Origin of the sequence: Halomonas sp. CKK8, from assembly GCF_029625235.1 — a bacterium.
GTDB classification, from domain to species: Bacteria; Pseudomonadota; Gammaproteobacteria; order Pseudomonadales; family Halomonadaceae; genus Halomonas; species Halomonas ventosae.
The window spans coordinates 2,629,128-2,654,041 of sequence record NZ_CP121193.1 but is presented as its reverse complement, the minus strand read 5'-3'; the positions used below and the strand labels follow the sequence as shown (position 1 = coordinate 2,654,041).

Below are 24,914 nucleotides of genomic sequence, written 5' to 3'. Positions count from 1 at the left end.
CATGCTCGATCGCTGGACCATGCCGCTGACCCAGGGGCCGCTGTCGGCGCTGGCCCGTGGCCTCGCCAGGCGCCAGGTGCGTCCCGATCAGGTGACGGTCGCTGCCTTCCTGGTGGGGATGCTGGCCCTGCCACTGCTGGCCCTGGGGTGGTACCTGCCGGCGCTGGTGGCCATCCTGATCAATCGCCTGGGCGACGGGCTGGATGGCGCCCTGGCCAGGCTGACGCGGCGGGCGAGCGATGCCGGGGGCTTTCTCGACATCGGCCTGGACTTCGTCTTCTACGCGGCGGTGGTGCTGGGCTTCGCCCTGGCCGAGCCGGCGACCAATGCCCTGGCGGCGGCCTTCCTGCTGTTCGCCTTCATCGGCACCGGGACCTCCTTCCTGGCCTTCGCCATCATGGCCACGCGCCACGGCCTGGAGCGGCCGCGCTTCCAGCAGAAGGCCTTCTACTACCTGCACGGCCTGACCGAGGGCACGGAGACCGTGCTGGCCTTCGTGCTCTTCTGCCTGTTTCCCGGTCACTTCCCGCAGCTGGCGTGGATCTTCGGCGCGGCCTGCCTGGTGACCACCGCCACCCGGCTATGGGGTGGGCACCGCACCCTGCGGGCCTTCGAGCAGGCCAGCCAGAAAGGCTCTCATCCCTGAACGACGAGGGGGCAGCCCCTGGCTGCCCCCTCGTGAACCCGGCGGCGCCTCTCGGCGGCCGTTGTGGTCGGACGAGCGTTCAGTGCTCGTGGCCGCCCTCGCCGTGCACGTGGCCGTGCTCGACCTCTTCCTCGCTGGCCTCGCGGACCTCGGCGATCTCCACGTCGAAGTTCAGGGACTGGCCGGCGAGCGGATGGTTGCCGTCGACGGTGACGGTGTCGCCCTCGACCTGGGTCACGGTGACCATCAGCGGGCCACCCTGGGTCTGGGCCTGGAACTGCATGCCCGGCTCGACGCTGTCGACGCCCTGGAAGGCGTCACGCGGCACTTCCTGCACCAGCTGAGGCTGGACTTCGCCGTAGCCTTCTTCCGGGGAAACCTTGGCCTGGAGCTTGTCGCCGGTGGCGCGACCTTCCAGCTGCTTCTCGAGGCCCGGAATGATGTTGCCGGCGCCGTGGAGGTAGGTCAGCGGCTCGCGGCCTTCCGAGCTGTCCAGCACTTCACCTGCATCGTTGGTCAGGGTGTAGTGGAACGCGACAACGGAATTCTGCGCAATCTGCATTGATGAACCTTTCGGTGAGTGCATGTAGCGCGACATGGTAACGCGGCAGTCAAGCCACTGTCAGGGGCATGGAGGAAATTCAGGATGTGGGGACCGAGCCTGAGCCGCATTCACGCCTTAACGTGCCCGCGCGCGGGGGGACTTTCGGACGGTTGCGTGGCCTACCGGGCAGGGATACCCTTGCCGGAGTCCGATTTCCCGATTCCCTTCGAACGTCCCTTCCATGGAGAGTGCCATGACCCTGACCCTGATCTGGCTGATCGCCTTCGCCGTCTTTCTGTATCTGTTCCTCAAGCGCTGGGAGGCCTCCGTCAGCGGCATTCTCGATGCGCTGCTGCCTGCCGTGCTGCGCAGCGAGGATGATCGCTGGGTCTGGTGTCCGGCCCTGGCGGTGCTGGGCGCCACCTTCATTGTGCGTCCCGTGGACCTGCTGTTCACGGTGATCGTGATCGGCGTGGTGGCGCTGGTCGCCACCAAGCTGGCCGGCTGGGCGATGAACAAGGTCGACCTTCACTGAGGGAGTGCCCCGGTCACCCCTGGTCACGACCGAAACGAAGAAGGCCCGCGGAGCACTCCGCGGGCCTTCTTCATGGGCGGCTTTCCTGACGGGCGGCGCCGCCCTCAGTAGGGGGCCACGCTGACGCTGCTACCACTGCCGATCAGGCGGACGCGCTGGCCGACCTGGAAGTTCTGGTCCGCCTTCTGGACCACGACCACGTTGCGGCCATTGTCCTGGCGGATCTCCATTTCCCAGGCGGTGATGCGGTTGGTCGCCTCTTCGACCTTGGTGCCGGCCACGGCGCCGCCGATGGCGCCGGCCACGGTGGCCAGCTGGCGTCCGGTGCCGCCGCCCACCTGGTTACCGAGGATGCCGCCGATCACGGCGCCACCGCCGGAGCCGAGCAGGCCGCCGGCGCGGCTGTCGGCCTGGATCTGCACCTGGCGCAGGGCGGTGATGGTGCCAAAGGTCACGGTCTGGGCCGACTTGGCCTGGTTGCCGCTGTAGACGTTGCCCGAATAGGGGGCGGTGTTGGCGCAGCCGGCCAGGGTCAGGACACTGATGGCCAGAACGGGAAGAAGGCGTTTCATGCAGGATCTCCTTGATGTCCGTGACGAACACTCGGTCCCCGGAGGGTGACCAAAGGTTAATGGACAGTGTTCTTTAACGAGTCTACCCATTGCGAACCGGCTTGGCCAGCGCGTCGGGCTTCCTGCCACGAGTGTAGCGCCGCCAGGTGGCCAACAATATGAAAAAAGGGAGGCCAATCGGCCTCCCCAATGGGTCCAGTGAGTGTTGCCAGCGGCCTCAGCCGAACTGGTTCATGGTGTTGTCCTTGCCGCCGGCCTTGAGTGCCGCCTCGCCGTGGAAGAACTCCTTGTGGTCGTCACCGATGTTGGAGCCGGCCATATCCTGGTGCTTGACGGTGGCGATGCCCTCGCGGATCTCCTTGCGCTGCACGCCGGCCACATAGGCCAGCATGCCCTCGTCGCCGAAGTAGCCCTTGGCCAGGTTGTCGGTGGAGAGGGCCGCGGTGTGGTAGGTCGGCAGGGTGATCAGGTGGTGGAAGATGCCGGCCTCGCGAGCGGCGTCGCGCTGGAAGTTCTGGGTCCACTCGTCGGCCAGCCGGCCGAGTTCGCTGTCGTCGTACTTCGCGTTCATCAGGTCGGCACGGTCGTACTCGGAAACATCCTTGCCTTCCTGTTCCCAGGCATCGAATACCTGCTGGCGGAAGTTCAGCGTCCAGTTGAAGGACGGCGAGTTGTTGTAGACCAGCTTGGCGTCCGGGCAGACCTCGCGGATGCGGTTGACCATGCCGGCGATCTGGCCGACGTGGGGCTTCTCGGTCTCGATCCACAGCAGGTCGGCACCGTTCTGCAGGCTGGTGATGCAGTCCAGCACCACGCGGTCCTCGCCGGTGCCCGGCTTGAACTCGTAGAGGCCGGAGGCCAGGCGCTTGACCTTGACCAGCTTGCCGTTCTGCTTGATCACCACGTCGCCGTTGTTGATGTCGGAGGCCGAGGCGATCTCGTCGCCGTCGAGGAAGCTGTTGTACTGGTCGCCCAGGTCGCCCGGCTCGTTGGTCACGGCGATCTTCTGGGTCAGGCCGGCGCCCAGGGAGTCGGTGCGGGCCACGATCACGCCATCATCCACGCCGAGTTCCAGGAAGGCATAGCGCACGGCGTTGATCTTGGCGATGAAGTCCTCGTGGGGCACGGTGACCTTGCCGGCCTGGTGGCCGCACTGCTTCTCGTCGGAGACCTGGTTCTCGATCTGGATGCAGCAGGCGCCGGCCTCGATCATCTTCTTGGCCAGCAGGTAGGTGGCCTCGGCGTTGCCGAACCCGGCATCGATGTCGGCGATGATCGGCACGACGTGGGTCTCGAAGCCGTCGATCTTCGCCATGGCCTCGTCGGCCTTCGCCTGGTCACCGGCCTTCTTGGCCTCGTCCAGGTCACGGAAGAGGTGGTTGAGCTCCCAGGCATCGGCCTGGCGCAGGAAGGTGTAGAGCTCCTCGATCAGGCCCGGCACGGTGGTCTTCTCGTGCATGGACTGGTCGGGCAGGGGGCCGAACTCGGAGCGCAGGGCGGCGACCATCCAGCCGGAGAGGTAGAGGTAGGAGCGCTTGGTGGTGCCGAAGTGCTTCTTGATGGAGATCATCTTCTGCTGGCCGATGAAACCGTGCCAGCAGCCCAGCGACTGGGTGTACTGCGAGGTGTCGGCGTCATACTCGGCCATGTCCTCGCGCATGATCCGGGCGGTGTAGCGGGCGATGTCCAGGCCGGTCTGGAAACGGTTCTGCACGCGCATGCGGGCGGCATGCTCGGGGTTGATGTTGTCCCACTTGCCCTGCTGGGCTTCGCGCAGTTGAGCCAGAGCCTTGAGTTCGTCTTTGAATGTCGTCATGGGGCCATCCTTCGGGTCAGGAGTGGAATCTCGTGATCGCGATGTCGGGAAAAACCGGTGTCGCGGCCGCTGGAATCGCCTGCTGCACCATTCGGCAATGCCTTATGCTGCATCTGCGAAGTACTGTCAGGTTCGACCAGATGCCGGGGCTTGTCTCTACGGCCTTGGTCGAACCTCGGGGAGGGCATGCCAGTTGATGTGCCTGACCCCTTCGGACCGTTGGCAAACAGCTGTTTTACCCTCGCCATGGCAGCCACTATGGCTCCTGAGGACGGGCTTCAACAATTGACACTTGGGGGGAGAGGGCGTTGTAACTCGACTACAGGACGGTGCCTTGATGGACCTTTCCTGTAGTCGGGTTTCCGCGGAGCCAGCGGGGTAATCGTGCCTCAATGGTCAAGGTCAAGGCGCATATTGCGGTGCGGAATGCCGGCATCGAGGAATTCGTCCCCGAAGGCCATGAAGCCCAGGTGCTCGTAGAACGCCAGGGCGTGGGTCTGGGCGGCGAGCTCCACGCTGGCATGGCCGTCACGGCGGGCGGCCTCGATGGCGGCCCGCATCAGGGCGGCACCGATCCCCAGGCCGCGGGCCTGGGTGAGCACGGCCACCCGCCCGATATGGGCATCGGGCAGCAGCCGGGCGGTGCCCAGGGGGAGGTTGTCGTGCAGGGCCAGGAAGTGGCGGCACTCGGGGTCGCGGCCGTCCCACTCCTCCTCCTGAGGTACCTGCTGCTCCTCGATGAACACGAGCCGGCGGATCTCCGAGGCGGCCTCGCCGAGTGCCGTCCAGTCGCCTTCGCATATCTCGATGGTGGCATTCATGGGCTCACTCCTCCGCGAAGTCCCCGGCCCAGCCCAGGCTGCCGATATCGAGCAGGCGGGCGAGCAGCGCGGCGGCGCCGGGCAGGGCGAGCGCCTCGGCGTCCAGCGGGGCGTCGGAGGCCAGATGCCGGGCCAGGGGCAGGGCGCAGTTCAGCCCGTCGCCATCGGCGAAGAGGGTCGCGCGGTCGTCGTCCAGGGCCCGCCAGGCGAAACGCGAGCCGGGGCTGCGTACCAGTTCCTCGCCCTCCTGTAGTGCGGCGACAAGCGCCTCGACCTCGGTCGGGGTCTCGGTGGGGACCAGCTGATCGACGTACTTGGGCTGCGTCATCACGCGGCCGAACCACTGGGCCAGCTGGGCCGGATCGTCCAGGGTCTCGAGGATCAGGCGGCGCATGCGTGCCACGGCGGCGTCGTCGAGCTCGGTGGGGTCCTGGGGAGGCACCATGCCGGCATCGGCGTAGCGTCGTGAGGCCGGCAGCTGCTCGCCGAGATAGTCGGCAAACGAGGTGATCGCCTCGTCCGCGGAGGGGGCGCGAAAGCCCACCGAGAGCGTCAGGCAGTCGTCGGACTGGCTGACGCCATGGTGGGCCCAGGCCGGCGGCAGGTAGAGCATGTCGCCCGGCTCGAGCACCCAGTCATCGCCCGGGGCGACCTCGAAGCGCTCGAGGATGCGCAGGTCGATGCCGTCGAGGATGGGGGCGTCGTCGTCGACCTGCCCGCCCAGCTGCCAGCGTCGCTGGCCACTGCCCTGGAGCAGGAAGACGTCGTACTGGTCGACGTGGGGACCGACGCTGCCGCCCGGGGGAGCATAGCTGATCATGATGTCATCGAGCCGCCAGCGGGGCAGGAAGTCGAAGGCCTCGAGCAGCTCGGCCACCTCGGGCACGTAGTGGTCCACGGCCTGCACCAGCAGGGTCCAGTCGCGCTCGGGAAGCCGGGCGAAGGTGGCCTCGTCGAAGGGCCCGTGGTGGACCTGCCAGGGACCCTGGACACCGTGCTCCTCCACCAGGCGGGCCTCGACGCCCTCTTCGCAGGCGAGTCCCGCCAGCTCGTTCGGGTCCAGCGGGCACTGGAAGTCGGGGAAGGCGCCACGGATCAGCAGCGGCTTCTGCTGCCAGATGTCGCGCAGGAACTCGGCGGCGGTCAGGCCGCCCAGCATGGGCAGCGGCGCATCGGAGTTCATAGCTTCCTCGCCTGCTCTGCGGCGTTGCCGATATAGGTTGCCGGACTCAGGGCCTTGAGCTCGGCCTTCACCTCGGCGGGCAGTTCTAGGGTGTCGATGAAGGCGGCGAAGCCGGTCTGGTCGATGCGCTTGCCGCGGGTCAGCTCCTTGAGCTTCTCGTAGGGCTTCTCGATGCCATAGCGGCGCATCACCGTCTGGATCGGCTCGGCGAGCACCTCCCAGCTGGCGTCGAGGTCCTCGGCGATGCGCGCCGGGTTGGCCTCGAGCTTGCCGATGCCCTTGAGCGAGGCCTCGTAGGCGATCAGGCCATAGGCCAGGCCGACGCCCAGGTTGCGCAGCACCGTGGAGTCGGTGAGGTCGCGCTGCCAGCGGGAGATCGGCAGCTTCTGGGCCAGGTGACCGAGGATGGCGTTGGCAAGCCCCAGGTTGCCCTCGGAGTTCTCGAAGTCGATGGGGTTGACCTTGTGGGGCATGGTCGAGGAGCCGATCTCGCCCTCGACGGTCTTCTGCTTGAAGTAGCCCAGCGAGATGTAGCCCCAGACGTCGCGATCGAAGTCGACGAGGATGGTGTTGAAGCGGCACACCGCATCGAACAGCTCGGCGATATAGTCATGGGGCTCGATCTGGGTGGTAAAGGGGTTGAAGGTCAGCCCCAGGCCCTCGACGAAGGTGCGGGCGTTGGCTTCCCAGTCCACCTCCGGGTAGGTGGCGAGATGCGCATTGTAGTTGCCCACCGCGCCGTTGATCTTGCCCAGTATCTCGACGCCCTCGATCTGTGTGAGCTGGCGGCGCAGGCGATAGGCGACGTTGGCCATTTCCTTGCCCAGGGTGGTGGGGCTCGCCGTCTGGCCGTGGGTGCGCGAGAGCATCGGTTGGGCGGCATGATCAAAGGCAAGCCGGGCGATCTCGTCTGCCACCCGGTGCATCACCGGCAGCAGGCTCTTCAGGCCGTCGGTCAGCATCACGCCGTGGGAGAGGTTGTTGATGTCCTCGCTGGTGCAGGCGAAGTGCACGAACTCGGTGACGGCGTGCAGCTCCGGCTGGCCGGCGATCTTCTCCTTGATGAAGTACTCCACCGCCTTGACGTCGTGGTTGGTGGTGCGCTCGATCTCCTTGATGCGCTCGGCGTCTTCCAGCGAGAAGTCGCGCAGCAGCTCCTCGAGGAAGGCGGTGGCCTCGGCGGAGAGCCTGGGCACCTCGGTGATCTGCGGGTGCTCGGCGAGGCGCTGCAGCCAGCGGATCTCGACGATGACCCGGGCGCGGATCAGGCCGAACTCGCTGAAGTGCTCGCGCAGGGCCTCGGCCTTGCCGGCGTAGCGGCCGTCGACGGGGGAGAGGGCGGTCAGGGCGGAGAGGGGCAGGGAAGCGGCTTGCATGGTCGGGTTCCGGTCAAGGGAAGTGGAAGGGTCAGCCCAGCTGGTCGAGGGTCTTCTTCAGGGCGCCGCGCTGGAAGACCAGCTTCCAGCGCCGCCCCCCCTGCTGGTGCCAGAGCAGGGCGAAACGGATACCGGCGAGCAGGATGGCGCGTACCCGCTCGGGCATCATGCGGCTCTGCAGCAGCGAGGGGTCGCCCTGGACGACGATGCGGGTCTTGAGGGTCGAGAGGGTTTCCTGATAGGCCTCGCCGAGGCTGGCGATGACGTTCTCGTGGGTCTCGCCGAAGTGCTCGGCCTGGCCCTGGATGCGGGCCAGGCGCGTACCGAGGGCATCCAGCATGGCATCGTTGCCGCGCAGCTTGTTCATCAGCATCAGCAGCGAGAAGCCGTAGCGCAGCACCACCGGGTTGGCCTGCTGGCGGCCGACCACGCCCTCGAGCACCTCGAGGCCGCGACGCAGGTTGTTGGGATGGCCGCCGTAGATCGCCTCGAAGCTCTCGGGGTCGGTGTCGAGGGTGGCGCGGATCAGGGTCTCCCAGGCGCGCTGGTCGACCTGGCCGGTGCGGGCGAGCTCGTCGACCAGGCTGGCCGCCTGGAAGACCCCGGCGAGTGCCAGGGCCTGGCGGGCCGTCGGGGTGTCCGGGGCGCGGTGGATCGGGGTCGAGGCGGTCATCAGGCAGGCTCCGTGGCGTTCCAGGTCTCGCGGATCACCCCGCCGCCGAGGCAGATCTCGCCATCGTAGAGGACCAGCGACTGACCGGGGGTGACGGCGCGCTGGGGGTCATCGAAACGCACCGCCACCCCGCCGTCGGCGGTGACGCGCATCCGGCAGGGCACGTCGGCCTGGCGGTAGCGGGTCTTGGCGGTGTAGCGGCCCTCGGCGGCGGGGGGCGTGCCGGCCACCCAGTCCATGGCCTCCGTGGCCAGGGCGTCGGTGTAGAGCAGCGGGTGATGCTTGCCCTGCACGGCGACGAGCACGTTGCGCTCGAGGTCCTTGGCGGCCACGTACCAGGGTGCGTCCGGATGGTTGGCAAGGCCGCCGATACCCAGTCCCTGGCGCTGGCCCAGGGTGTAGTACATCAGACCCATGTGTTCGCCGATCACCTCTCCCTCGGGGGTCTCGATCACGCCGGGCTGCGCCGGCAGGTACTGCTTGAGGAAGTCGCGGAAGCGACGCTCGCCGATGAAGCAGATCCCTGTGGAGTCCTTCTTGCGCGCGGTGACCAGGTCATGGCGCTCGGCAATGGCGCGCACCTCGGGCTTCTCCAGCTCGCCCACCGGGAAGAGGGTGCGGGCGATGGCGGCCTCGGGGACGGCGTGCAGGAAGTAGCTCTGGTCCTTGTTGGGGTCGAGCCCCTTGAGCAGGCGTGGCCTGCCGTCGCGGGTGCCCTGGCGCACGTAGTGGCCGGTGGCGATCTTCTCGGCGCCCAGCATCTCGGCGTACTCGAGGAACACCTTGAACTTGATCTCGCGGTTGCAGAGGATGTCCGGGTTCGGCGTGCGCCCGGCCTGGTACTCGGCCAGGAAGTGCTCGAAGACGTTGTCCCAGTATTCGGCGGCGAAGTTGGCGGTATGCAGCCGGATGCCCAGCTTCTCGCACACCGCCTCGGCGTCGGCCAGGTCGGCCTTGGCGGTGCAGTACTCCGTGCCGTCGTCCTCGTCCCAGTTCTTCATGAACAGGCCTTCGACGTCGAACCCCTGCTCCAGCAGCAGCAGGGCAGACACGGAGGAGTCGACGCCGCCGGACATGCCGACGATCACCTTGCCTGTGGTGGCGGTCATGGGCGCCCTCGGAATCGGTGTGTCATAAATGGGGCGCGATTATACATGATACGAGTGCCGAGCGCCGAGCCGCCAAGGAGCAAGGGGGCTCGTTACGTCTTGCTTTCTACTTGAGCCTCGGCTTGGCCGCTCAGCGCTCGTGGATCACGTCCATGGGGTAGAAGCGGCTCGCCAGGGCGTCGCGGACACGCCGCAGCACCAGCGGGCTGCGCAGGCGGCCTTCCCGGTCCAGCGCCTCGAGCTCGTCGAGGGTCAGCCAGTGCACGGCGAGGATGGCCGGGTCCAGCTCGTTGCCCAGGTGGGCCAGGGCCATGCCGAAGAAGCCGTGGCTGTGGAAGGTCAGGCCATCCGGAGTGCGGTAGATGTACATGCCCAGGTAGTCCGTGATGCCCACCTGCCAGGCGGTCTCCTCGCGGAGCTCGCGAAGGGCGGCCTCCTGGATGCGCTCGCCGGGCTCCAGGTGGCCGGCGGGCTGGTTGAAGAGGGTCTCGTCCCCGCCGCGGTCCTCCTCGACCATCAGGAAGCGCCCGGCCCGTTCCACCACGGTGGCCACGCTGATATAGGGTTGCCAGCGACTCATCGGCGGCCTCCTCTTGCTCGGCCCCGGCGAGCGCCTGCCGGCGGCCTGCGCGGGGCGTGAAGGGTCTCCCGTCGCCACTCGCCCGGGGCCAGGCCATCCAGGCGCCAGGGGCCGATGGCCACCCGCACCAGCCGCAGGGTGGGGTGGCCGACATGGGCGGTCATGCGGCGGACCTGGCGGTTGCGGCCCTCGGTGATGGTCAGCTCGAGCCAGGTGGTGCGCGGGTGGCGTCGCGTGTCCAGGGGCGGGTCGCGCTCGGGCAGCCCGCTTTCGGCCAGGCGCCGCACCTTCGCGGGCCGGGTCCTGCCGTCCTTGAGCGCGACGCCGTCGCGCAGTGCCTGCAGGGCAGCCTCACCGGGCTCGCCCTCTACCTGCACGCGGTAGGTCTTGGGCTGCTTGTGGCGGGGGTCGCTGATGCGGTGGATCAGCTCGCCGGCGTCGCTGAGCAGCAGCAGACCCTCGGAGTCATGGTCCAGGCGCCCGGCAGCATAGATCCCCGGCACGTCGATGACATCGGCCAGGGTGGCGCGGCGCTCCGATTCGTCGACACGACGGTCGGTGAACTGGGAGAGCATGCGGTAGGGCTTGTGCAGCAGGTAGAGGTTCATCGTGTCCTTCCACTATACCGGGTGCCTGACGCCAATCAACGCCCGATGCCATAACGCAACGGCTCCCCTCCGCCAGGGGGCGGACGGGAGCCGGAAGGGCCGCCCGCAGAGGGCGGCAGGTCGCCTCGCGCGATACGTCAGTCCTGGGCGACCAGGGCCAGGGCGTCGTTCAGGGTCTTGCTGGGGCGCATGACGGCATGCGCCAGCTCAGGGTCGGCATGGTAGTACCCCCCGATGTCCACCGGTTGCCCCTGCACGCCGTTCAACTCGTCGAGAATGATCGCCTCGTTGGCCGTCAACGTCTCGGCCAGGCGGGTGAAGAGTCGCTTGAGCTCGGCATCCTCGTCCTGGGCAGCCAGGGCCTGGGCCCAATAGAGGGCGAGGTAGAAGTGGCTGCCGCGGTTGTCCAGCTCTCCCGCCTTGCGGGAGGGCGACTTGTTGTGCTCGAGGAACTCACCGGTGGCCTTGTCCAGTGCATCGGCCAGCAGGGTCGCGCGGGCGTTGCCGAACTGCTTGGCGAGATGCTCCAGGGAGGCCCCCATGGCAAGGAACTCGCCGAGGCTGTCCCAGCGCAGGTGGTTCTCCTCGAGGAGCTGCTGGACGTGCTTGGGTGCCGAGCCGCCAGCCCCGGTCTCGAACATGCCGCCCCCGGCCATCAGGGGCACGATGGAGAGCATCTTGGCGCTGGTGCCCAGCTCCAGGATCGGAAACAGGTCGGTGAGGTAGTCGCGCAGGATGTTGCCGGTCACCGAGATGGTGTCGAGGCCGCGGACCACGCGTTCGAGGGTGTAGCGCATGGCCCGGACCTGGGACATGATCTGGATGTCGAGCCCGTCGGTGTCATGCTCCTCGAGGTAGGCCCTGACCTTCTTGATCAGTTCATTCTCGTGGGGGCGGTAGGGGTCGAGCCAGAATACGGCCGGCATGCCGGAGTCACGGCAACGCGCCACCGCCAGCTTCACCCAGTCGCGGATCGGCGCATCCTTGACCTGGCACATCCGCCAGATATCGCCTTCCTCGACGGTCTGGGAGAGCAGCACCTCGCCGGTCTCCAGGTCGGTGATGTTGGCCACACCGGCCACCGGGACCTCGAAGGTCTTGTCGTGGGAGCCGTACTCCTCGGCCTTCTGGGCCATCAGGCCGACGTTGGGCACGGTGCCCATGGTGGCGGGATCGAAGGCGCCATTCCATTTGCAGAAGTTGATCATCTCCTGGTAGATGCGGGCGAAGGTCGACTCCGGCATCACCGCCTTGACGTCCTTGAGGCGGCCGTCGGCGCCGTACATCTTGCCGCCGGCACGAATCATGGCAGGCATCGAGGCGTCCACGATCACATCGCTGGGCGAGTGGAAGTTGGTGATGCCGCGCGCCGAGTCCACCATGGCCAGTTCCGGTCGCTGGTCGTGGCAGGCGTGCAGGTCGCGGATGACCTCCTCGCGCTGGGTCTCGGGCAGCGTGTCGATCTTCTCGTACAGGTTCGCCATGCCGTTGTTGACGTCGACGCCCAGCTCATCGAACAGCGCACCGTGCTTCTCGAAGGCATCCTTGTAGAAGATCTTCACGCAGTGGCCGAACACGATCGGGTGCGAGACCTTCATCATCGTCGCCTTGACGTGCAGGGAGAACATGACGCCGGTCTTGCGCGCATCCTCGATCTCCCGCTCGTAGAACTCGAGCAGCGCCTTCTTGCTCATGAACATGCTGTCGATGACCTCGCCTTCCTGCAGCGAGACCTCGGGCTTGAGCACGTGTGCCTGGCCGCTCTCGGGGATCAGCTCCATCTTCACCTTGCGGGGGCGATCCAGGGTCATCGACTTCTCGCCGTGGTAGAAGTCGCCGCCGTGCATGTGCGAGACGTGGCTGCGCGAGGCCTGGCTCCACTCGCCCATGTGATGCGGGTACTTGCGGGCATAGGCCTTGACGGCCTTGGGCGCACGGCGGTCGGAGTTCCCTTCACGCAGCACCGGGTTGACGGCACTCCCCCTGACCTTGTCGTAGCGGGCCTGGATGTCCTTCTCTTCGTCGCTCTGCGGCTCGTAAGGATAGTCCGGCAGGGGATAGCCCTGTCCCTGCAGCTCCTTGATGGCCTCATGAAGCTGCGGCATGGACGCGCTGATGTTGGGCAGCTTGATGATGTTGGCTTCCGGCGTCTTGGCCAGGGCGCCCAGTTCGGCCAGGTGGTCCTCGACACGCTGGTCGTCTGCCAGGTAGTCGGGAAACTGCGAGAGAATCCGTGCCGCCAGGGAGATGTCACGCGTTTCCACGTCGATGCCCGCAGCGTCGGTGAAGGCGTCGATGATCGGTAGCAGCGAGTGGGTCGCCAGCGCAGGCGCCTCGTCGGTAAAGGTGTAGATAATCTTCGGCGTGTGGGGCATGGGGCGTGGATCTCTCTGGTCTCTGCGGTGGCATGGGATTGGGGTGCCATGCGCGGGCGCCCCGGCGGACGTGTGGACAAGCCTACCAAGATTGTCGACAAGTGTCCCGCGCAGCTTACCCCTGCTGGGGGGGAGTGGTACACTCCGGGCTCCACTCAATAGACCAAAAGGGGAGTTCGCCATGGGGTTCAACAAGATCGTCGTTCCTGAGAGTGGCCAGAAGATCACCGCCAACGCCGACAACACCCTGAACGTGCCGAACAATCCGATCATCCCGTACATCGAGGGTGACGGCATCGGTGTCGACGTGACGCCGGCGATGATGATCGCCATCGATGCCGCCGTGCAGAAGGCCTATAACGGCGAGCGCAAGATCCACTGGATGGAGGTCTACGCCGGCGAGAAGGCCACTCACGTCTATGATGCCGACACCTGGATGCCGGAAGAGACCCTCGAGGCGGTCAAGGACTACGTGGTGTCCATCAAGGGCCCGCTGACCACGCCGGTGGGCGGTGGCATCCGCTCCCTGAACGTCGCCCTGCGCCAGAAGCTCGACCTCTACGTCTGCCAGCGCCCGGTGCGCTGGTTCGAGGGCGTGCCGAGCCCGGTCAAGAAGCCCGGCGACGTCGACATGGTGATCTTCCGCGAGAACTCCGAGGACATCTACGCCGGCATCGAGTGGAAGGCCGGTACCCCGGAGGCCGACAAGGTCATCAAGTTCCTGCGCGAGGAGATGGGTGTCCAGAACATCCGCTTCCCCGAGAACTGCGGCATCGGCGTCAAGCCGGTCTCCGTCGAGGGCACCAAGCGTCTGGTGCGCCAGGCCCTGCAGTACACCATCGACAACGACCGCAAGTCGCTGACCCTGGTGCACAAGGGCAATATCATGAAGTTCACCGAGGGGGCCTTCAAGGACTGGGGCTACGAGCTCGCCAAGGAGGAGTTCGGTGCCGAACTGCTCGACGGCGGCCCCTGGATGACCATGAAGAACCCGAAGACCGGCAAGGAGATCGTCATCAAGGACGTCATCGCCGACGCCATGCTGCAGCAGATCCTGCTGCGTCCGGCCGAGTACGACGTCATCGCCACGCTGAACCTCAACGGCGACTACCTCTCCGATGCCCTGGCGGCCGAGGTGGGCGGCATCGGCATCGCGCCGGGCGCCAACATCTCCGACACCACCGCCATGTTCGAGGCGACCCACGGCACCGCGCCCAAGTACGCCGGGCAGGACAAGGTCAACCCCGGCTCGCTGATCCTCTCCGCGGAAATGATGCTGCGCCACATGGGCTGGGTCGAGGCGGCCGACCTGGTGCTCAAGGGCATGGAGAAGGCCATCTCCAAGGGCGAGGTCACCTATGACTTCCATCGCCTGATGGACGATGCCAAGCTTCTCAAGTGCTCCGAGTTCGGCCAGGCCGTCGCCGACAACATGTAAGTCGCGATGACGGACCCGGGGCCCCCGTCCGCCATCTGGCGGTCGGGGGCCCTTTGCGTTGAGACGTCCTGGTATCGAATCCAGGCGGTGAACCCTGCCGGCCCTGCGGCGTCCAATCACGGTTGAGATGATGGACGGCCTCCGGCTTGTCGAGATGGATAGTGGCTCTTATGTTCAGTAGAGACGATGAGGTGGCGCGACGAGTGGCCATGGTGTCCCCACGAGGGGGCATGACCCGGCCGCCGGGCCCCGAGGAGGACGGCGACCTGGCGGTGCAGAATGCCGACCCGGAGGTGGCGCGTCCACCCCTGTACAAGGTGGTGCTGCACAACGATGACTTCACGCCCATGGAGTTCGTGGTCGAGGTGCTGCAGACCTTCTTCCACATGGACAGCGAGACCGCGGTGCAGGTGATGCTGACCGTGCACACTCGTGGCAAGGCCACCTGTGGTGTCTTCACCCGCGATATCGCGGAAACCAAAAGCCATCAGGTCAATCAATATGCAAGAGAGTGTCAGCATCCGCTGCTGTGCGACATCGAGGCGGCGGACTGAGCGGCATGGTCGAAGAGGGACAGCGACGGTCCTGCGTTGAAGGGAGACTTGCAACGGCGCCGTTTGTACCCGATGTTGATGATGCCGGACCATGAATGATCCGACGCGAAGCCCTGGGCGGCGAGAAGGGGACTGCCATGCTGAGTAAAGAACTTGAACTGACCCTGAACACGGCCTTCACCGTGGCCCGCTCCAAGCGCCACGAGTTCATGACCGTGGAGCACCTGCTGCTGGCGCTGCTGGACAACGCCTCGGCGGCGGACGTGCTGCGTGCCTGCGGGGCCAACCTCGACAAGCTGCGGTCCGACCTGCAGGATTTCATCAATTCCACCACGCCGCTGATCCCCGAGGACCAGTCGGATCGGGAGACCCAGCCGACTCTGGGCTTCCAGCGCGTGCTCCAGCGCGCCGTCTTCCATGTCCAGTCCTCCGGCAAGAGCGAGGTCACCGGCGCCAACGTGCTGGTGGCGATCTTCTCCGAGCAGGAGAGCCAGGCGGTCTACTTCCTCAAGCAGCAGAATGTGGCCCGGGTCGATGCCGTCAACTATATCGCCCACGGCATCTCCAAGGTGGCCGGGCACGGCCAGAGCCAGTCGTCTCCCTCGCCGGAGGCCGAGGAGGCCGAGGAGGGCGGTGCCGAGACCGGCTCCAATCCGCTCACCAGCTATGCCACCAACCTCAACGAGCAGGCGCGACTGGGCAAGATCGATCCGCTGATCGGCCGCGACCATGAGCTCGAGCGGGTGGTGCAGATCCTCGCGCGCCGGCGCAAGAACAACCCGCTGCTGGTCGGCGAGGCCGGCGTGGGCAAGACCGCCATTGCCGAGGGGCTGGCCAAGCGGGTCGTCGAGGAGGACGTGCCCGATGTCATCAACGATGCGGTGGTCTATTCCCTGGACATGGGCGCCTTGCTCGCCGGCACCAAGTATCGCGGCGACTTCGAGAAGCGGTTGAAGAACCTGCTGGCCGAGCTGCGCAAGCAGCCCAACGCCATCCTGTTCATCGATGAGATCCATACCGTGATCGGCGCCGGCGCGGCCTCCGGGGGGGTGATGGATGCCTCCAACCTGCTCAAGCCGCTGCTCTCGTCCGGCGAGTTGCGCTGCATCGGCTCGACCACCTTCCAGGAGTATCGCGGCATCTTCGAGAAGGATCGCGCGCTGGCGCGCCGCTTCCAGAAGGTCGACGTCATGGCGCCCTCGGTGGAGGACACTACCCGCATCCTCAAGGGGCTGCGCTCGCGCTTCGAGGAGCACCACCAGCTGAAGTACACCGATGCGGCCCTGGAGAGTGCCGCCCGGCTGTCGGACCGCTACATCAACGACCGCCACCTGCCCGACAAGGCGATCGACGTGATCGATGAGGCCGGCGCCCACCAGCGGCTGCTGCCGCCGGAGGTGCGCGTGGATACCATCGACGTCGACCAGGTCGAGGCGGTGGTGGCCTCCATCGCGCGCATCCCGCCGAAGAGCGTCTCCAGCTCCGACCGCAAGCTGCTGGCCAACATCGATCGCGACCTGAAGATGCTGGTGTTCGGCCAGGACGAGGCGATCGACAGCCTCGCCGCGGCGATCAAGCTGTCACGGGCCGGTCTCAAGGCGCCGGACAAGCCGGTGGGCAGCTTCCTGTTCGCCGGTCCCACCGGGGTGGGCAAGACCGAGGTGGCCCGGCAGCTGTCCCATATCATGGGCATCGAGCTGGTGCGCTTCGACATGTCCGAGTACATGGAGCGCCACACCGTGTCGCGGCTGATCGGCGCGCCTCCCGGCTACGTCGGCTATGACCAGGGCGGCCTGCTGACCGAGGCGATCACCAAGCAGCCCCACTGCGTGCTGCTGCTCGACGAGATCGAGAAGGCGCATCCCGAGGTCTTCAACCTGCTGCTGCAGGTGATGGACCACGGCCGCCTGACCGACAACAACGGCCGCGAGGCGGACTTCCGCCACGTGATCCTGATCATGACCTCCAACGCCGGGGTCGAGCAGGCCACGCGGCGCTCCATCGGCTTCCAGACCCAGGACCACTCCACGGATGCCATGGAGGTGATCCGCAAGACCTTCTCGCCGGAGTTCCGCAACCGCCTGGATGGCATCATCCAGTTCCATTCGCTGCCCACCTCGGTGGTGCGCAACGTGGTGGACAAGTTCCTGGTGGAGCTGCAGGCGCAGCTCGACGAGAAGCGGGTCCAGCTCGACGTGGACGAGGCCGCCCGGGACTGGCTGGCCGAGAAGGGCTACGACCCCGACATGGGCGCACGCCCGATGGCCCGCCTGATCCAGGAGAAGCTCAAGAAGCCGCTGGCCGAGCTGATCCTGTTCGGCGAGCTGGCCGAGCACGGCGGGGTGGTGCACGTCAGCGTGGAGGATGGCGAGCTCCACCTTTCCACGGAGTCGGAGCTGGCCGACGCCCCTTGACGGGGCTCAGGCGGCCACCAACCTACAGCGCCCTGTCTGCGGACGGGGCGTTGTTCGTTCGGGCCTTGAAACGGGGGAGGCGGCGGACGCAGGGTGCGGCCGGCGCTCTAGCGCGGGACGGGCGTTGCGGCGTGCCCGGCCGGGGCTCAGCGGGCGCGGTAGACGATGCGGCCCTTGGACAGGTCGTAGGGGGTCAGCTCGACCTTGACCTTGTCGCCGGTGAGGATGCGGATGTAGTGCTTGCGCATCTTGCCCGAGATGTGGGCGGTGACCACGTGGCCGTTCTCCAGCTCGACGCGGAACATGGTGTTGGGAAGGGTATCGACGACGACGCCTTCCATTTCGATATGGTCTTCACGTGCCATATAGGCGGTTCCTCGCTGATGGTGACGAAATAAGGCGGCACGGTCTCACGGCCTTGCCGCCCGTGCCGACAGGATAGCGCGATATTGTGCCGCATGCCGCTCGTCAAGGCAAAGGAACCCGCCCCCTGGAGCCCTTACAGGGCGATCATGCGGCGCCAGTGGCGGCCGTCGAGCATCTCCAGCGGCCGGAAGGACTGCTTGTAGTTCATCTTGCGGCACTCGCGGATCCAGTAGCCCAGATAGACGTGGGGCAGTCCCTCGTCCCGGGCGCGCTGGATCAGCGAGAGCACGGCGAAGGTGCCCAGGGAGCGGCGCTCCAGGTCCGGCGCGGGGTCGAAGAAGGTGTAGATGGCCGAGAGGCCGTGCTCGAGCTGGTCGAAGGCCGAGACGGCCACCAGCCGGCCATCGAGGCGGAACTCCAGCAGCCGGGCGTAGGCCTGGTCGAGGGTCAGGAAAGTACGGTACTGCTCGTGGCTCGGGGGGTACATGTCACCGTCGGCGTGGCGAGTCCGGACGTAGTGGGCATAGAGCGCATAGTGCTCGGCATCGAAGAGGGCCGGACGCACGTGGAGCGTCAGGTCGGCATTGCGATTGGCCAGCTTGCGCTGGGTACGACTCGGCGCGAACTCGGCCACCGGGATGCGCACCGAGATGCAGGCGTTGCAGGCATCGCAGTGGGGGCGGTAGAGGTGACGGCCGCTGCGGCGAAAGCCGAGCAGGGCCAGGGCGTCGTAGACCCCCTGGCCGGGCGACTCCTGGGGGTCAAGGAACAGGGTAGTCGCCTCGCGGCCTTCCAGGTAGCTGCAGGCATGGGGGACGGTCAGGAAGAAGCGCAGGTCCCTGACCGGCTGCCGGGGGGCGTTGCTGCTCAAGGCTGCCATCTCCTCTGAATCGGTGGCCCGGTCATGCACTGGTGTCGATCGCATCGAAGGACCAGGTCGGTGCCGAGATGTCGTCGAGCGTCTCTCGGCGGCCACTGCCGGCATCGCCCAGCCACTGATCAAGATAGCCGATGAACTCGCTGCGGGCGATGTCCCTGGCCCCCAGGCTGGCCAGGTGGCCGGTATGCATCTGGCAGTCGATCAGCCGGCCATCGCCGGCGCTCATGGCGCGGGCCAGGTGCACCAGGGCCACCTTCGAGGCATCCGGCGCGCGCGAGAACATCGACTCGCCGAAGAACACCGGTCCCATGGCCACCCCGTAGAGGCCACCCACCAGCTCGCCGGCGCGCCAGACCTCCACCGAACGGGCCGCGCCGAGCCGGTGCAGTCGCCCGTAGGCCGCCTGCATCTCGGCGGTGATCCAGGTGCCGGGCTGGCCGTCGCGGGGGGCCGCGCATGCCGCCACCACCCGCTCGAAGGCGGTGTCGGCCGTGACCGAAAAGCCGCCGTTGCGCAGCCGCTTGGCGAGGCTGCGCCGCACCCGGATATCGTCCGGGAACAGCACCATGCGCGGGTCCGGGCTCCACCACAGCACCGGCTGGTCATCGCTGAACCACGGGAAGATGCCGCGGCGGTAGGCGGCCAGCAGCCATTCCGGGGTCAGGGCCCCGCCGGCGGCCAGCAGGCCGTCGGGGTCGCGCAGGGCCGACGCGACGGGCGGGAAGCCCACGGGGCGGTCAGGGAGCCAGGGGAGCATGGGCAGCGTCTTCCTCGATGACGACCCGTCCAGTCTGCCGCGCGGCGCGATGGGGCTCAAGGCATGCAGGCCCCTGTGATGGTGAGCACTTGCTCGGTATGATTGAGCGCAGTGAAATCCAGAAGACGCCATGTTGGCGCAAGGGGGATGGCCGCTTGAGTGTCAAGAAGAGGACCTCGTCACGTCGGGTGACGGCGGCGAATGCCAGGGAGACGGCGAAGCGCTTCGGCCTGCGACTGCAGGGGTCGGCGCGCGAGGGCGTGGTGATCCTGCTGCTGGCCGCCTGTGTGTTCCTGCTGCTGGCGCTCTACAGCTTCCGCGCCCAGGATCCCGGATGGTCGCGCAGCGGCCCCGAGACCGAGGTCGCCAACTGGATGGGGCCCATCGGGGCCTGGCTTGCCGATGTGCTCTACTCGTTGTTCGGTGTCAGTGCCCTGTGGTGGCCCGGCATGCTGGGGTTCGCCGCCTGGTGGCTGATCCGCTCGCGGCAGGTGCGCTTCGAGTGGGATGCTACTGCCCTGGCGGTGCGCTGCGGGGGGCTCGTGCTGCTGCTGCTGGGCTCCACCACCCTGGGGGCGCTGCACTTCTACCGCCCCGATGGCCCCTTGCCCTATTCCACGGGGGGCATCCTCGGCGAGGGGCTGGTCGGCGCCCTTATCCCCCTGGTGGGGACGGGCGGGACCGGTTTACTCGCCGTGGCTGCTCTGCTGTGTGGCTTCCCCCTGTTCACCGGACTCTCCTGGCTGACGGTGATGGACGAACTGGGCCACCGCAGCCTGGTGCTGTGGCGCTGGGTGGCCGACCGTTTCGGCCTGGTGCGTGAACGACGCGCCGAACGGCGTGACCAGGCCCGGGAGGAGAGCGAGCCCTCGGTCGCCGAGGCCGATGAGCGAGGCGCCGACGAGGCCTTGCCCGGGGACGATCGACGGCCCCGCTGGTGGCAGCGTCTGGGGGGCGGTCGTCGTCGCGAGGCCGAACCGGTGCTGGCCGCCGACGGGGTCTCGCGCCGCGAACCCGGTTTCGGCAACGACGGCGAGACCGACATTCCGTGGGAAGTGCCCGAGCGCACGCCCTCGGCCAAGAAGCCCGAGGCGGCCTACACCGCCCGGGCCTCCCGTGAGGCCGTGGAGCCGCGGGTGGCCATCACCCCGCCGGGGGAGCAGCGGATGCCTGCCGCCTCGCCCCGCACCGAGGCGATGTCCGCTGACGCCAGGGTCCCCCAGGCCGCACCCGAGCCGACGCCGCAGGCTCGCCAAACCGTTCCTCCCGTGCCTGGCGAGACGTCGCGCACCGGGCAGGAGGGTCGCGACAAGGACAGCGCACGCCGGGTCCCGGAGACGGTGCCAGAACCGGTGCTGCCCGATGACGACGAGGTGATGCCGGCCTGGCATGGCCCCGCCCTGCGCGCGGATCGTGACGAGGCCCGCCTCGGCGGGGCTGTCGAGGCCTCCTCCGGCGGCGCCAAGGGCGACGAGGAGGACGCTGCGCCGCCCCCCGCCCGGGCCTCCTCGGGTGCCTCGCCGCACTCGCCTGCCCGCAAGGGGCGGCGCCGTGAGCCGGGTCTGGTCGACTGGCAAGACGCCGACTGGGAGGAACCCGACGACGCGGGCGAGCCCCACCTGGCCTGGGAACCGGCGAGCGAAGACGCCATGGGTGACCGGGAGGCGGCGACCAGCCAGCGTGAGCCGGAGATTGCCCCGCCGGAGCCGGCGCCTGAGGCAGCGCCGCGGGTGGCAACCGCCGAGCAGGGGCGCGAGGCCGCCGACGAGCCAGAGGGGCCGGCACTGTGGACCGTGGAGCACCTGCAGAACCAGCGACCGGTGCTCGACCAGCTGCCCGAGCCCGATGGCGACCTGCCCAGCCTGCGGCTGCTGACGCCGCCGCAGCCCCAGCAGCGTAACTACTCCGAACAGCAGCTGGCCGAGATGGCCGAACTGCTCGAGACGCGGCTGCGCGAGTACGGGGTCAAGGCCGAAGTGGTCGATACCTGGCCGGGCCCGGTGATCACCCGCTTCGAGATCAAGCCGGCGGCCGGCGTGAAGGTCTCCAAGATCAGCAACCTGGCCAAGGACCTGGCGCGCTCGCTGATGGTCAAGAGCGTGCGCGTGGTGGAGGTGATTCCCGGCCGCCCGACCGTGGGCATCGAGATTCCCAACCCGCATCGCGCCATGATCCGTCTGCGCGAGGTGATCGACTCCGACCGCTACCAGCAGGAGGCCTCGGCGCTGACCCTGGCGCTGGGCCAGGACATCGGCGGCGGCCCGGTGGTGGCCAACCTCGGCAAGATGCCCCACCTGCTGGTGGCCGGCACCACCGGCTCGGGCAAGTCGGTGGGGGTCAATGCCATGCTGATCTCCATGCTGCTCAAGGCGACACCCGACGAGCTGCGCATGATCATGGTCGACCCCAAGATGCTGGAGCTGTCCGTCTACGACGGCATCCCGCACCTGCTGGCGCCGGTGGTCACCGACATGAAGGAGGCCGCCAATGCGCTGCGCTGGTGCGTGGCCGAGATGGAGCGTCGCTACAAGCTGATGGCCTCCATGGGCGTGCGCAACATCGCCGGCTTCAACGGCAAGCTCGACGAGGCCGAGCGGGCCGGCGCCCAGGTGGCCGACCCGCTCTGGGAGCCCCAGCCCTGGGAGATGCACCAGTCGCCGCCGGTGCTCGAGAAGCTGCCCTACATCGTGGTGGTGATCGACGAGTTCGCCGACATGTTCATGATCGTCGGCAAGAAGGTCGAGGAGCTGATCGCGCGGCTGGCCCAGAAGGCCCGCGCCGCCGGCATCCACCTGATACTGGCCACCCAGCGGCCCTCGGTGGACGTGGTCACCGGCCTGATCAAGGCCAACATTCCCACCCGCATGGCCTTCCAGGTCTCGTCCCGGGTCGATTCGCGCACCATCCTCGACCAGGGGGGCGCCGAGAACCTGCTCGGCCATGGCGACATGCTCTACCTGCCGGCTGGGTCGGGCATGCCGACCCGCGTCCATGGTGCCTTCGTCGACGACGACGAGGTGCATCGGGTGGTCGAGGACTGGAAGCGTCGCGGCGAGCCGGAGTACATCGACGAGATCCTCTCCGGCGGCGTCTCCGCCGAGGCCCTCACCGGCCTGGAGGCCGAGGGTGGCGGTGACGACGACGCCGAGCAGGATGCCCTCTACGACGAGGCGGTGGCCTTCGTCACCGAGAGTCGCCGCGCCTCCATCTCGGCGGTTCAGCGTCGCTTCAAGATCGGCTACAACCGGGCCGCGCGCCTGGTCGAGTCCATGGAGATGGCCGGCGTGGTCTCCACCATGGGCACCAACGGCGCGCGAGAAGTGCTGGCCCCGCCACCGGTGGGCGACTGACGCGCGCCAACCTTGCAGCAATGATGGAAGCCCCGGCGGCAATGCAACCCGCCGGGGTGTCCCGGGTCCGAGTGACAGGATGCCATGATGGACCCGTCCAGGGAGACAGAGACGATGACAGTGAAGAAGACCCTCGCCGCGCTGACCATGACCCTCGCCGTGCCGATGTCGGCCCTGGCCAGCGAGGGCGCCGAGCGCCTGGCGGACATTCTCGAGCCGCTCGAGACCTACGTCGCGGACTTCGAGCAGCAGATCCTCGATGGCAGCGGTCAGCGCCTGCAGGAGGCCCGGGGCCGCATGTGGCTGTCGCGTCCCGGCAAGTTCCGCTGGGAGGTGGACGCCCCCTACGAGCAGCTGGTGGTCTCCGCGGGCGAGGAGGTCACCCTCTATGACCCGGACCTGGAACAGGCCACGGTGCAGGCGCTGGACCAGCGGGTGACCCACACCCCGGCCCTGCTGCTCTCCGGCAGCGCCGACGAGCTGACCGGCAGCTATGACGTCACCCGTCGCCAGCAGGGCAGCAGCGAGACCTTCACCCTGGTGCCCAAGGACCCCGATACCCTCTTCGAGGAGCTGCAGATGACCTTCCGCGGCGAGGCACTGGACCTGCTGCAGATGACCGACAGTACCGGGCAGCGCACCGCCATCGAGTTCGACAACGTGCGCATGAACGAGTCGCTGGACGACAGCCGCTTTACCTTCGAGATCCCCGAGGGCACCGACGTGATCCGCGATACGCAGTAAAGCGCCGAGCTGAAAGCGTCGAGCCGCCAAGCTGTTCGGTGGCGGGTGGTAGGCGTTGAGGCAATGAATGAGAGCCCCTGTAAGATTTCAGGTCCGGCGGGGGCTTTTTGGGTCTAGGTTATCCTGCTTGGCGGCTTGGCGGCTTGGCGGCTTGGCGGCTTGGCGGCTACGCGCCAGCGTCGTCCGCCTCGGCATCGAGTTGCCCCCGCCAGGCCATCAGCTGGCCGTAGCGCTTCTCCTGGCCGTATTCCGTCGGCATGTAGAAGTGCCGGTGGGGGACGGCAGCCGGCCAGCAGTCATGGGCGCTGCCGGCCGGGTAGCCGTGGGGCTCGTTGTGCGCGTAGCGGTAGCCCTGGCCGTGGCCCAGGGACTCCATCAGCTTCGTCGGGGCATTGCGCAGGTAGGTCGGCACCTCCAGCTGTGGCTGCTCCGCCACGAAGGCCTTGGCCTGCTTCCAGGCCTGGTCGATGGCGTTGCTCTTGGGGGCCACCGCCAGGTGGATGGCAGCGTGGGCGATGGCGCGTTGGCCCTCGTAGTCGCCCAGGCGCAGGTAGGCGTCCCAGGCGGCCATCACCAGGGGCAGGGCCCGCGGGTCGGCGTTGCCGACGTCCTCCGAGGCGATGGCCGCGAGACGGCGGATCACGTCGAGCGGGTCACCCCCGCCCTGCAGGAAGCGGGCGATGTAGAGGAGGGCGGCGTCGGGGCGTGAGGATCGCACCGACTTGTGGATCGCCGAGAGCAGATCGTAGAAGTGGTCGCCCTGCTTGTCGAAGGCGCTGGCCTGGTGCCCGATGACGTCTTCCAGTGCCTCGCGGGGCAGGCGCTCGCCGTCGCCCTCGGACACGGTGAAGTCGCAGGCGGTCTCCAGCAGGCCCAGGGCGCGGCGGGCGTCGCCGGCGGCGGCCCGGGCCAGCAGCGCCAGTACCCCGTCGTCCACGCGGATCCGCCGGGTGCCCAGGCCACGCGCCTCGTCGGCCAGCGCCCGCTGCATCACCTCGACGAGTTCCTCCTCGGTGAGCGACTTCAGCACGTGCACCCGGGCCCGGGAGAGCAGCGCCGAGTTGACCTCGAAGGAGGGATTCTCCGTGGTGGCGCCGATCAGCGTCAGCAGCCCCGACTCCACGTGGGGCAGCAGGGCGTCCTGCTGGCTCTTGTTGAGGCGGTGGATCTCGTCGAGGAACAGCAGGGTGGGGCGCTGACGGGCCTGCATGTCCCGTGCGCGATCGACGGCGGCCCGGATCTCCTTCACCCCGGCCATCACCGCCGAGAGGTGCTCCAGGTGGGCGCCGGAGACCTCGGCGAGGATCTCGGCCAGGGTGGTCTTGCCGGTCCCGGGGGGGCCCCAGAGGATCATCGAGCGCACCACGCCGCTCTCGGCCATGCGCGCCAGCGGCTTGCCAGGGCCGACCAGCGCCTGCTGCCCCACGTAGTCCTCGAGGCGGCGTGGACGCATGCGGAAGGCGAGCGGCGCGGCATCGTCGGGGGTGTTGCCCTGGAAGAGATCCATTTCTGACTCCTTGGCTCGCGACTGCTAGAGTGGATGTGTCGTCGCAGGCAATACGACCTTGGGCGA

The 24,914-nt window shown here is 67.7% G+C and carries 22 protein-coding genes; 7 read left to right on the top strand and 15 right to left on the bottom strand.

Annotation, left to right across the window (positions count from 1 at the left end; translation table 11 throughout):
• Nucleotide 1 precedes the first annotated feature (1 nt).
• Nucleotides 2-646, top strand: coding sequence for a CDP-alcohol phosphatidyltransferase family protein (locus P8934_RS12600; RefSeq protein ID WP_278031348.1), 645 nt, complete (start codon nucleotides 2-4; stop codon nucleotides 644-646).
• Nucleotides 647-725: 79 nt separating this feature from the next.
• Here the strand turns inward: P8934_RS12600 and P8934_RS12595 are convergent, their stop codons facing one another.
• Nucleotides 726-1,208, bottom strand: coding sequence for a peptidylprolyl isomerase (locus P8934_RS12595; RefSeq protein ID WP_106230183.1), 483 nt, complete (start codon nucleotides 1,206-1,208; stop codon nucleotides 726-728).
• A gap of 235 nt (nucleotides 1,209-1,443) precedes the next feature.
• Between P8934_RS12595 and P8934_RS12590 the strand changes: the two genes are divergently transcribed.
• Nucleotides 1,444-1,725, top strand: coding sequence for a hypothetical protein (locus P8934_RS12590; RefSeq protein ID WP_278031347.1), 282 nt, complete (start codon nucleotides 1,444-1,446; stop codon nucleotides 1,723-1,725).
• Between the two features lie 104 nt (nucleotides 1,726-1,829).
• On the opposite strand, the gene P8934_RS12585 is transcribed toward P8934_RS12590, so the two are convergent.
• The 10 genes from P8934_RS12585 to P8934_RS12540 all read right to left on the bottom strand — a co-directional run bounded on the left by P8934_RS12585 (nucleotide 1,830) and on the right by P8934_RS12540 (nucleotide 12,838).
• A complete protein-coding gene (locus P8934_RS12585; RefSeq protein WP_278031346.1) occupies nucleotides 1,830-2,297 on the bottom strand; it encodes a glycine zipper 2TM domain-containing protein in 468 nt (155 codons plus the stop codon).
• Between the two features lie 217 nt (nucleotides 2,298-2,514).
• Nucleotides 2,515-4,113 (bottom strand): isocitrate lyase, encoded by a 1,599-nt coding sequence (locus P8934_RS12580; RefSeq protein WP_278031345.1) that lies wholly within the window; start codon nucleotides 4,111-4,113, stop codon nucleotides 2,515-2,517.
• 389 nt (nucleotides 4,114-4,502) lie between these two features.
• Entirely contained in the window at nucleotides 4,503-4,934 is a 432-nt protein-coding gene (locus P8934_RS12575) for a GNAT family N-acetyltransferase (protein ID WP_278031344.1), read from the bottom strand.
• Between the two features lie 4 nt (nucleotides 4,935-4,938).
• Nucleotides 4,939-6,117 (bottom strand): cupin domain-containing protein, encoded by a 1,179-nt coding sequence (locus tag P8934_RS12570; protein WP_278031343.1) that lies wholly within the window; start codon nucleotides 6,115-6,117, stop codon nucleotides 4,939-4,941.
• On the bottom strand, nucleotides 6,114-7,478 hold the full coding sequence (purB, locus tag P8934_RS12565) for an adenylosuccinate lyase (protein ID WP_278034037.1): 1,365 nt from the start codon (nucleotides 7,476-7,478) through the stop codon (nucleotides 6,114-6,116). Before purB ends, P8934_RS12570 begins: the two co-directional genes overlap by 4 nt.
• A gap of 46 nt (nucleotides 7,479-7,524) precedes the next feature.
• The gene (gene hflD, locus P8934_RS12560; RefSeq protein ID WP_278031342.1) at nucleotides 7,525-8,166 is read right to left on the bottom strand and encodes a high frequency lysogenization protein HflD; all 642 of its coding nucleotides are present in this window, start codon (nucleotides 8,164-8,166) and stop codon (nucleotides 7,525-7,527) included.
• Entirely contained in the window at nucleotides 8,166-9,275 is a 1,110-nt protein-coding gene (gene mnmA / locus P8934_RS12555) for a tRNA 2-thiouridine(34) synthase MnmA (protein ID WP_278031341.1), read from the bottom strand. The genes hflD and mnmA overlap by 1 nt, the downstream gene beginning before the upstream one ends.
• Nucleotides 9,276-9,405: 130 nt before the next feature.
• Entirely contained in the window at nucleotides 9,406-9,855 is a 450-nt protein-coding gene (locus P8934_RS12550) for an NUDIX hydrolase (protein WP_278031340.1), read from the bottom strand.
• Nucleotides 9,852-10,463 carry a pseudouridine synthase gene (locus tag P8934_RS12545; RefSeq protein WP_278031339.1) on the bottom strand — a complete coding sequence of 204 codons (612 nt, stop codon included), beginning with the start codon at nucleotides 10,461-10,463 and terminating at the stop codon, nucleotides 9,852-9,854. Before P8934_RS12545 ends, P8934_RS12550 begins: the two co-directional genes overlap by 4 nt.
• A 137-nt stretch (nucleotides 10,464-10,600) precedes the next feature.
• On the bottom strand, nucleotides 10,601-12,838 hold the full coding sequence (locus tag P8934_RS12540) for an NADP-dependent isocitrate dehydrogenase (RefSeq protein ID WP_278031338.1): 2,238 nt from the start codon (nucleotides 12,836-12,838) through the stop codon (nucleotides 10,601-10,603).
• A gap of 181 nt (nucleotides 12,839-13,019) precedes the next feature.
• Between P8934_RS12540 and icd the strand changes: the two genes are divergently transcribed.
• The 3 genes from icd to clpA all read left to right on the top strand — a co-directional run bounded on the left by icd (nucleotide 13,020) and on the right by clpA (nucleotide 17,244).
• A complete protein-coding gene (icd, locus tag P8934_RS12535) occupies nucleotides 13,020-14,276 on the top strand; it encodes an NADP-dependent isocitrate dehydrogenase (RefSeq protein ID WP_278031337.1) in 1,257 nt (418 codons plus the stop codon).
• A 230-nt stretch (nucleotides 14,277-14,506) separates the two neighbouring features.
• The gene (gene clpS, locus P8934_RS12530) at nucleotides 14,507-14,830 is read left to right on the top strand and encodes an ATP-dependent Clp protease adapter ClpS (RefSeq protein WP_106230195.1); all 324 of its coding nucleotides are present in this window, start codon (nucleotides 14,507-14,509) and stop codon (nucleotides 14,828-14,830) included.
• Between the two features lie 137 nt (nucleotides 14,831-14,967).
• Nucleotides 14,968-17,244, top strand: a complete 2,277-nt coding sequence (gene clpA / locus P8934_RS12525; RefSeq protein WP_278034036.1) for an ATP-dependent Clp protease ATP-binding subunit ClpA — start codon at nucleotides 14,968-14,970, stop codon at nucleotides 17,242-17,244.
• A 146-nt stretch (nucleotides 17,245-17,390) separates the two neighbouring features.
• Here the strand turns inward: clpA and infA are convergent, their stop codons facing one another.
• The 3 genes from infA to aat all read right to left on the bottom strand — a co-directional run bounded on the left by infA (nucleotide 17,391) and on the right by aat (nucleotide 19,247).
• Nucleotides 17,391-17,609: a translation initiation factor IF-1 gene (gene infA, locus P8934_RS12520; protein WP_040185975.1), complete on the bottom strand. Its 219-nt coding sequence runs from the start codon at nucleotides 17,607-17,609 to the stop codon at nucleotides 17,391-17,393.
• A gap of 134 nt (nucleotides 17,610-17,743) precedes the next feature.
• Nucleotides 17,744-18,481, bottom strand: a complete 738-nt coding sequence (locus P8934_RS12515; RefSeq protein WP_278031336.1) for an arginyltransferase — start codon at nucleotides 18,479-18,481, stop codon at nucleotides 17,744-17,746.
• 31 nt (nucleotides 18,482-18,512) lie between these two features.
• Nucleotides 18,513-19,247: a leucyl/phenylalanyl-tRNA--protein transferase gene (gene aat, locus P8934_RS12510; protein WP_278031335.1), complete on the bottom strand. Its 735-nt coding sequence runs from the start codon at nucleotides 19,245-19,247 to the stop codon at nucleotides 18,513-18,515.
• 155 nt (nucleotides 19,248-19,402) lie between these two features.
• On the opposite strand from aat, the gene P8934_RS12505 reads away from it, so the two are divergent.
• On the top strand, nucleotides 19,403-22,597 hold the full coding sequence (locus P8934_RS12505; protein ID WP_278031334.1) for a DNA translocase FtsK 4TM domain-containing protein: 3,195 nt from the start codon (nucleotides 19,403-19,405) through the stop codon (nucleotides 22,595-22,597).
• A gap of 114 nt (nucleotides 22,598-22,711) precedes the next feature.
• On the top strand, nucleotides 22,712-23,341 hold the full coding sequence (gene lolA / locus P8934_RS12500) for an outer membrane lipoprotein chaperone LolA (RefSeq protein ID WP_278031333.1): 630 nt from the start codon (nucleotides 22,712-22,714) through the stop codon (nucleotides 23,339-23,341).
• A 166-nt stretch (nucleotides 23,342-23,507) separates the two neighbouring features.
• On the opposite strand, the gene P8934_RS12495 is transcribed toward lolA, so the two are convergent.
• Nucleotides 23,508-24,848, bottom strand: coding sequence for a replication-associated recombination protein A (locus P8934_RS12495; RefSeq protein WP_278031332.1), 1,341 nt, complete (start codon nucleotides 24,846-24,848; stop codon nucleotides 23,508-23,510).
• Nucleotides 24,849-24,914 lie beyond the last annotated feature (66 nt).

Bases quoted from the DNA above. Each gene is read 5' to 3' on its own strand.
- P8934_RS12600 (WP_278031348.1), top strand. From the start codon at position 2: ATGCTCGATCGCTGGACCATGCCGCTGACCCAGGGGCCGCTGTCGGCG.
- P8934_RS12595 (WP_106230183.1), bottom strand. From the start codon at position 1,208: ATGCAGATTGCGCAGAATTCCGTTGTCGCGTTCCACTACACCCTGACC.
- P8934_RS12590 (WP_278031347.1), top strand. From the start codon at position 1,444: ATGACCCTGACCCTGATCTGGCTGATCGCCTTCGCCGTCTTTCTGTAT.
- P8934_RS12585 (WP_278031346.1), bottom strand. From the start codon at position 2,297: ATGAAACGCCTTCTTCCCGTTCTGGCCATCAGTGTCCTGACCCTGGCC.
- P8934_RS12580 (WP_278031345.1), bottom strand. From the start codon at position 4,113: ATGACGACATTCAAAGACGAACTCAAGGCTCTGGCTCAACTGCGCGAA.
- P8934_RS12575 (WP_278031344.1), bottom strand. From the start codon at position 4,934: ATGAATGCCACCATCGAGATATGCGAAGGCGACTGGACGGCACTCGGC.
- P8934_RS12570 (WP_278031343.1), bottom strand. From the start codon at position 6,117: ATGAACTCCGATGCGCCGCTGCCCATGCTGGGCGGCCTGACCGCCGCC.
- hflD (WP_278031342.1), bottom strand. From the start codon at position 8,166: ATGACCGCCTCGACCCCGATCCACCGCGCCCCGGACACCCCGACGGCC.
- mnmA (WP_278031341.1), bottom strand. From the start codon at position 9,275: ATGACCGCCACCACAGGCAAGGTGATCGTCGGCATGTCCGGCGGCGTC.
- P8934_RS12550 (WP_278031340.1), bottom strand. From the start codon at position 9,855: ATGAGTCGCTGGCAACCCTATATCAGCGTGGCCACCGTGGTGGAACGG.
- P8934_RS12545 (WP_278031339.1), bottom strand. From the start codon at position 10,463: ATGAACCTCTACCTGCTGCACAAGCCCTACCGCATGCTCTCCCAGTTC.
- P8934_RS12540 (WP_278031338.1), bottom strand. From the start codon at position 12,838: ATGCCCCACACGCCGAAGATTATCTACACCTTTACCGACGAGGCGCCT.
- icd (WP_278031337.1), top strand. From the start codon at position 13,020: ATGGGGTTCAACAAGATCGTCGTTCCTGAGAGTGGCCAGAAGATCACC.
- clpS (WP_106230195.1), top strand. From the start codon at position 14,507: ATGACCCGGCCGCCGGGCCCCGAGGAGGACGGCGACCTGGCGGTGCAG.
- clpA (WP_278034036.1), top strand. From the start codon at position 14,968: ATGCTGAGTAAAGAACTTGAACTGACCCTGAACACGGCCTTCACCGTG.
- infA (WP_040185975.1), bottom strand. From the start codon at position 17,609: ATGGCACGTGAAGACCATATCGAAATGGAAGGCGTCGTCGTCGATACC.
- aat (WP_278031335.1), bottom strand. From the start codon at position 19,247: ATGCTCCCCTGGCTCCCTGACCGCCCCGTGGGCTTCCCGCCCGTCGCG.
- lolA (WP_278031333.1), top strand. From the start codon at position 22,712: ATGACAGTGAAGAAGACCCTCGCCGCGCTGACCATGACCCTCGCCGTG.
- P8934_RS12495 (WP_278031332.1), bottom strand. From the start codon at position 24,848: ATGGATCTCTTCCAGGGCAACACCCCCGACGATGCCGCGCCGCTCGCC.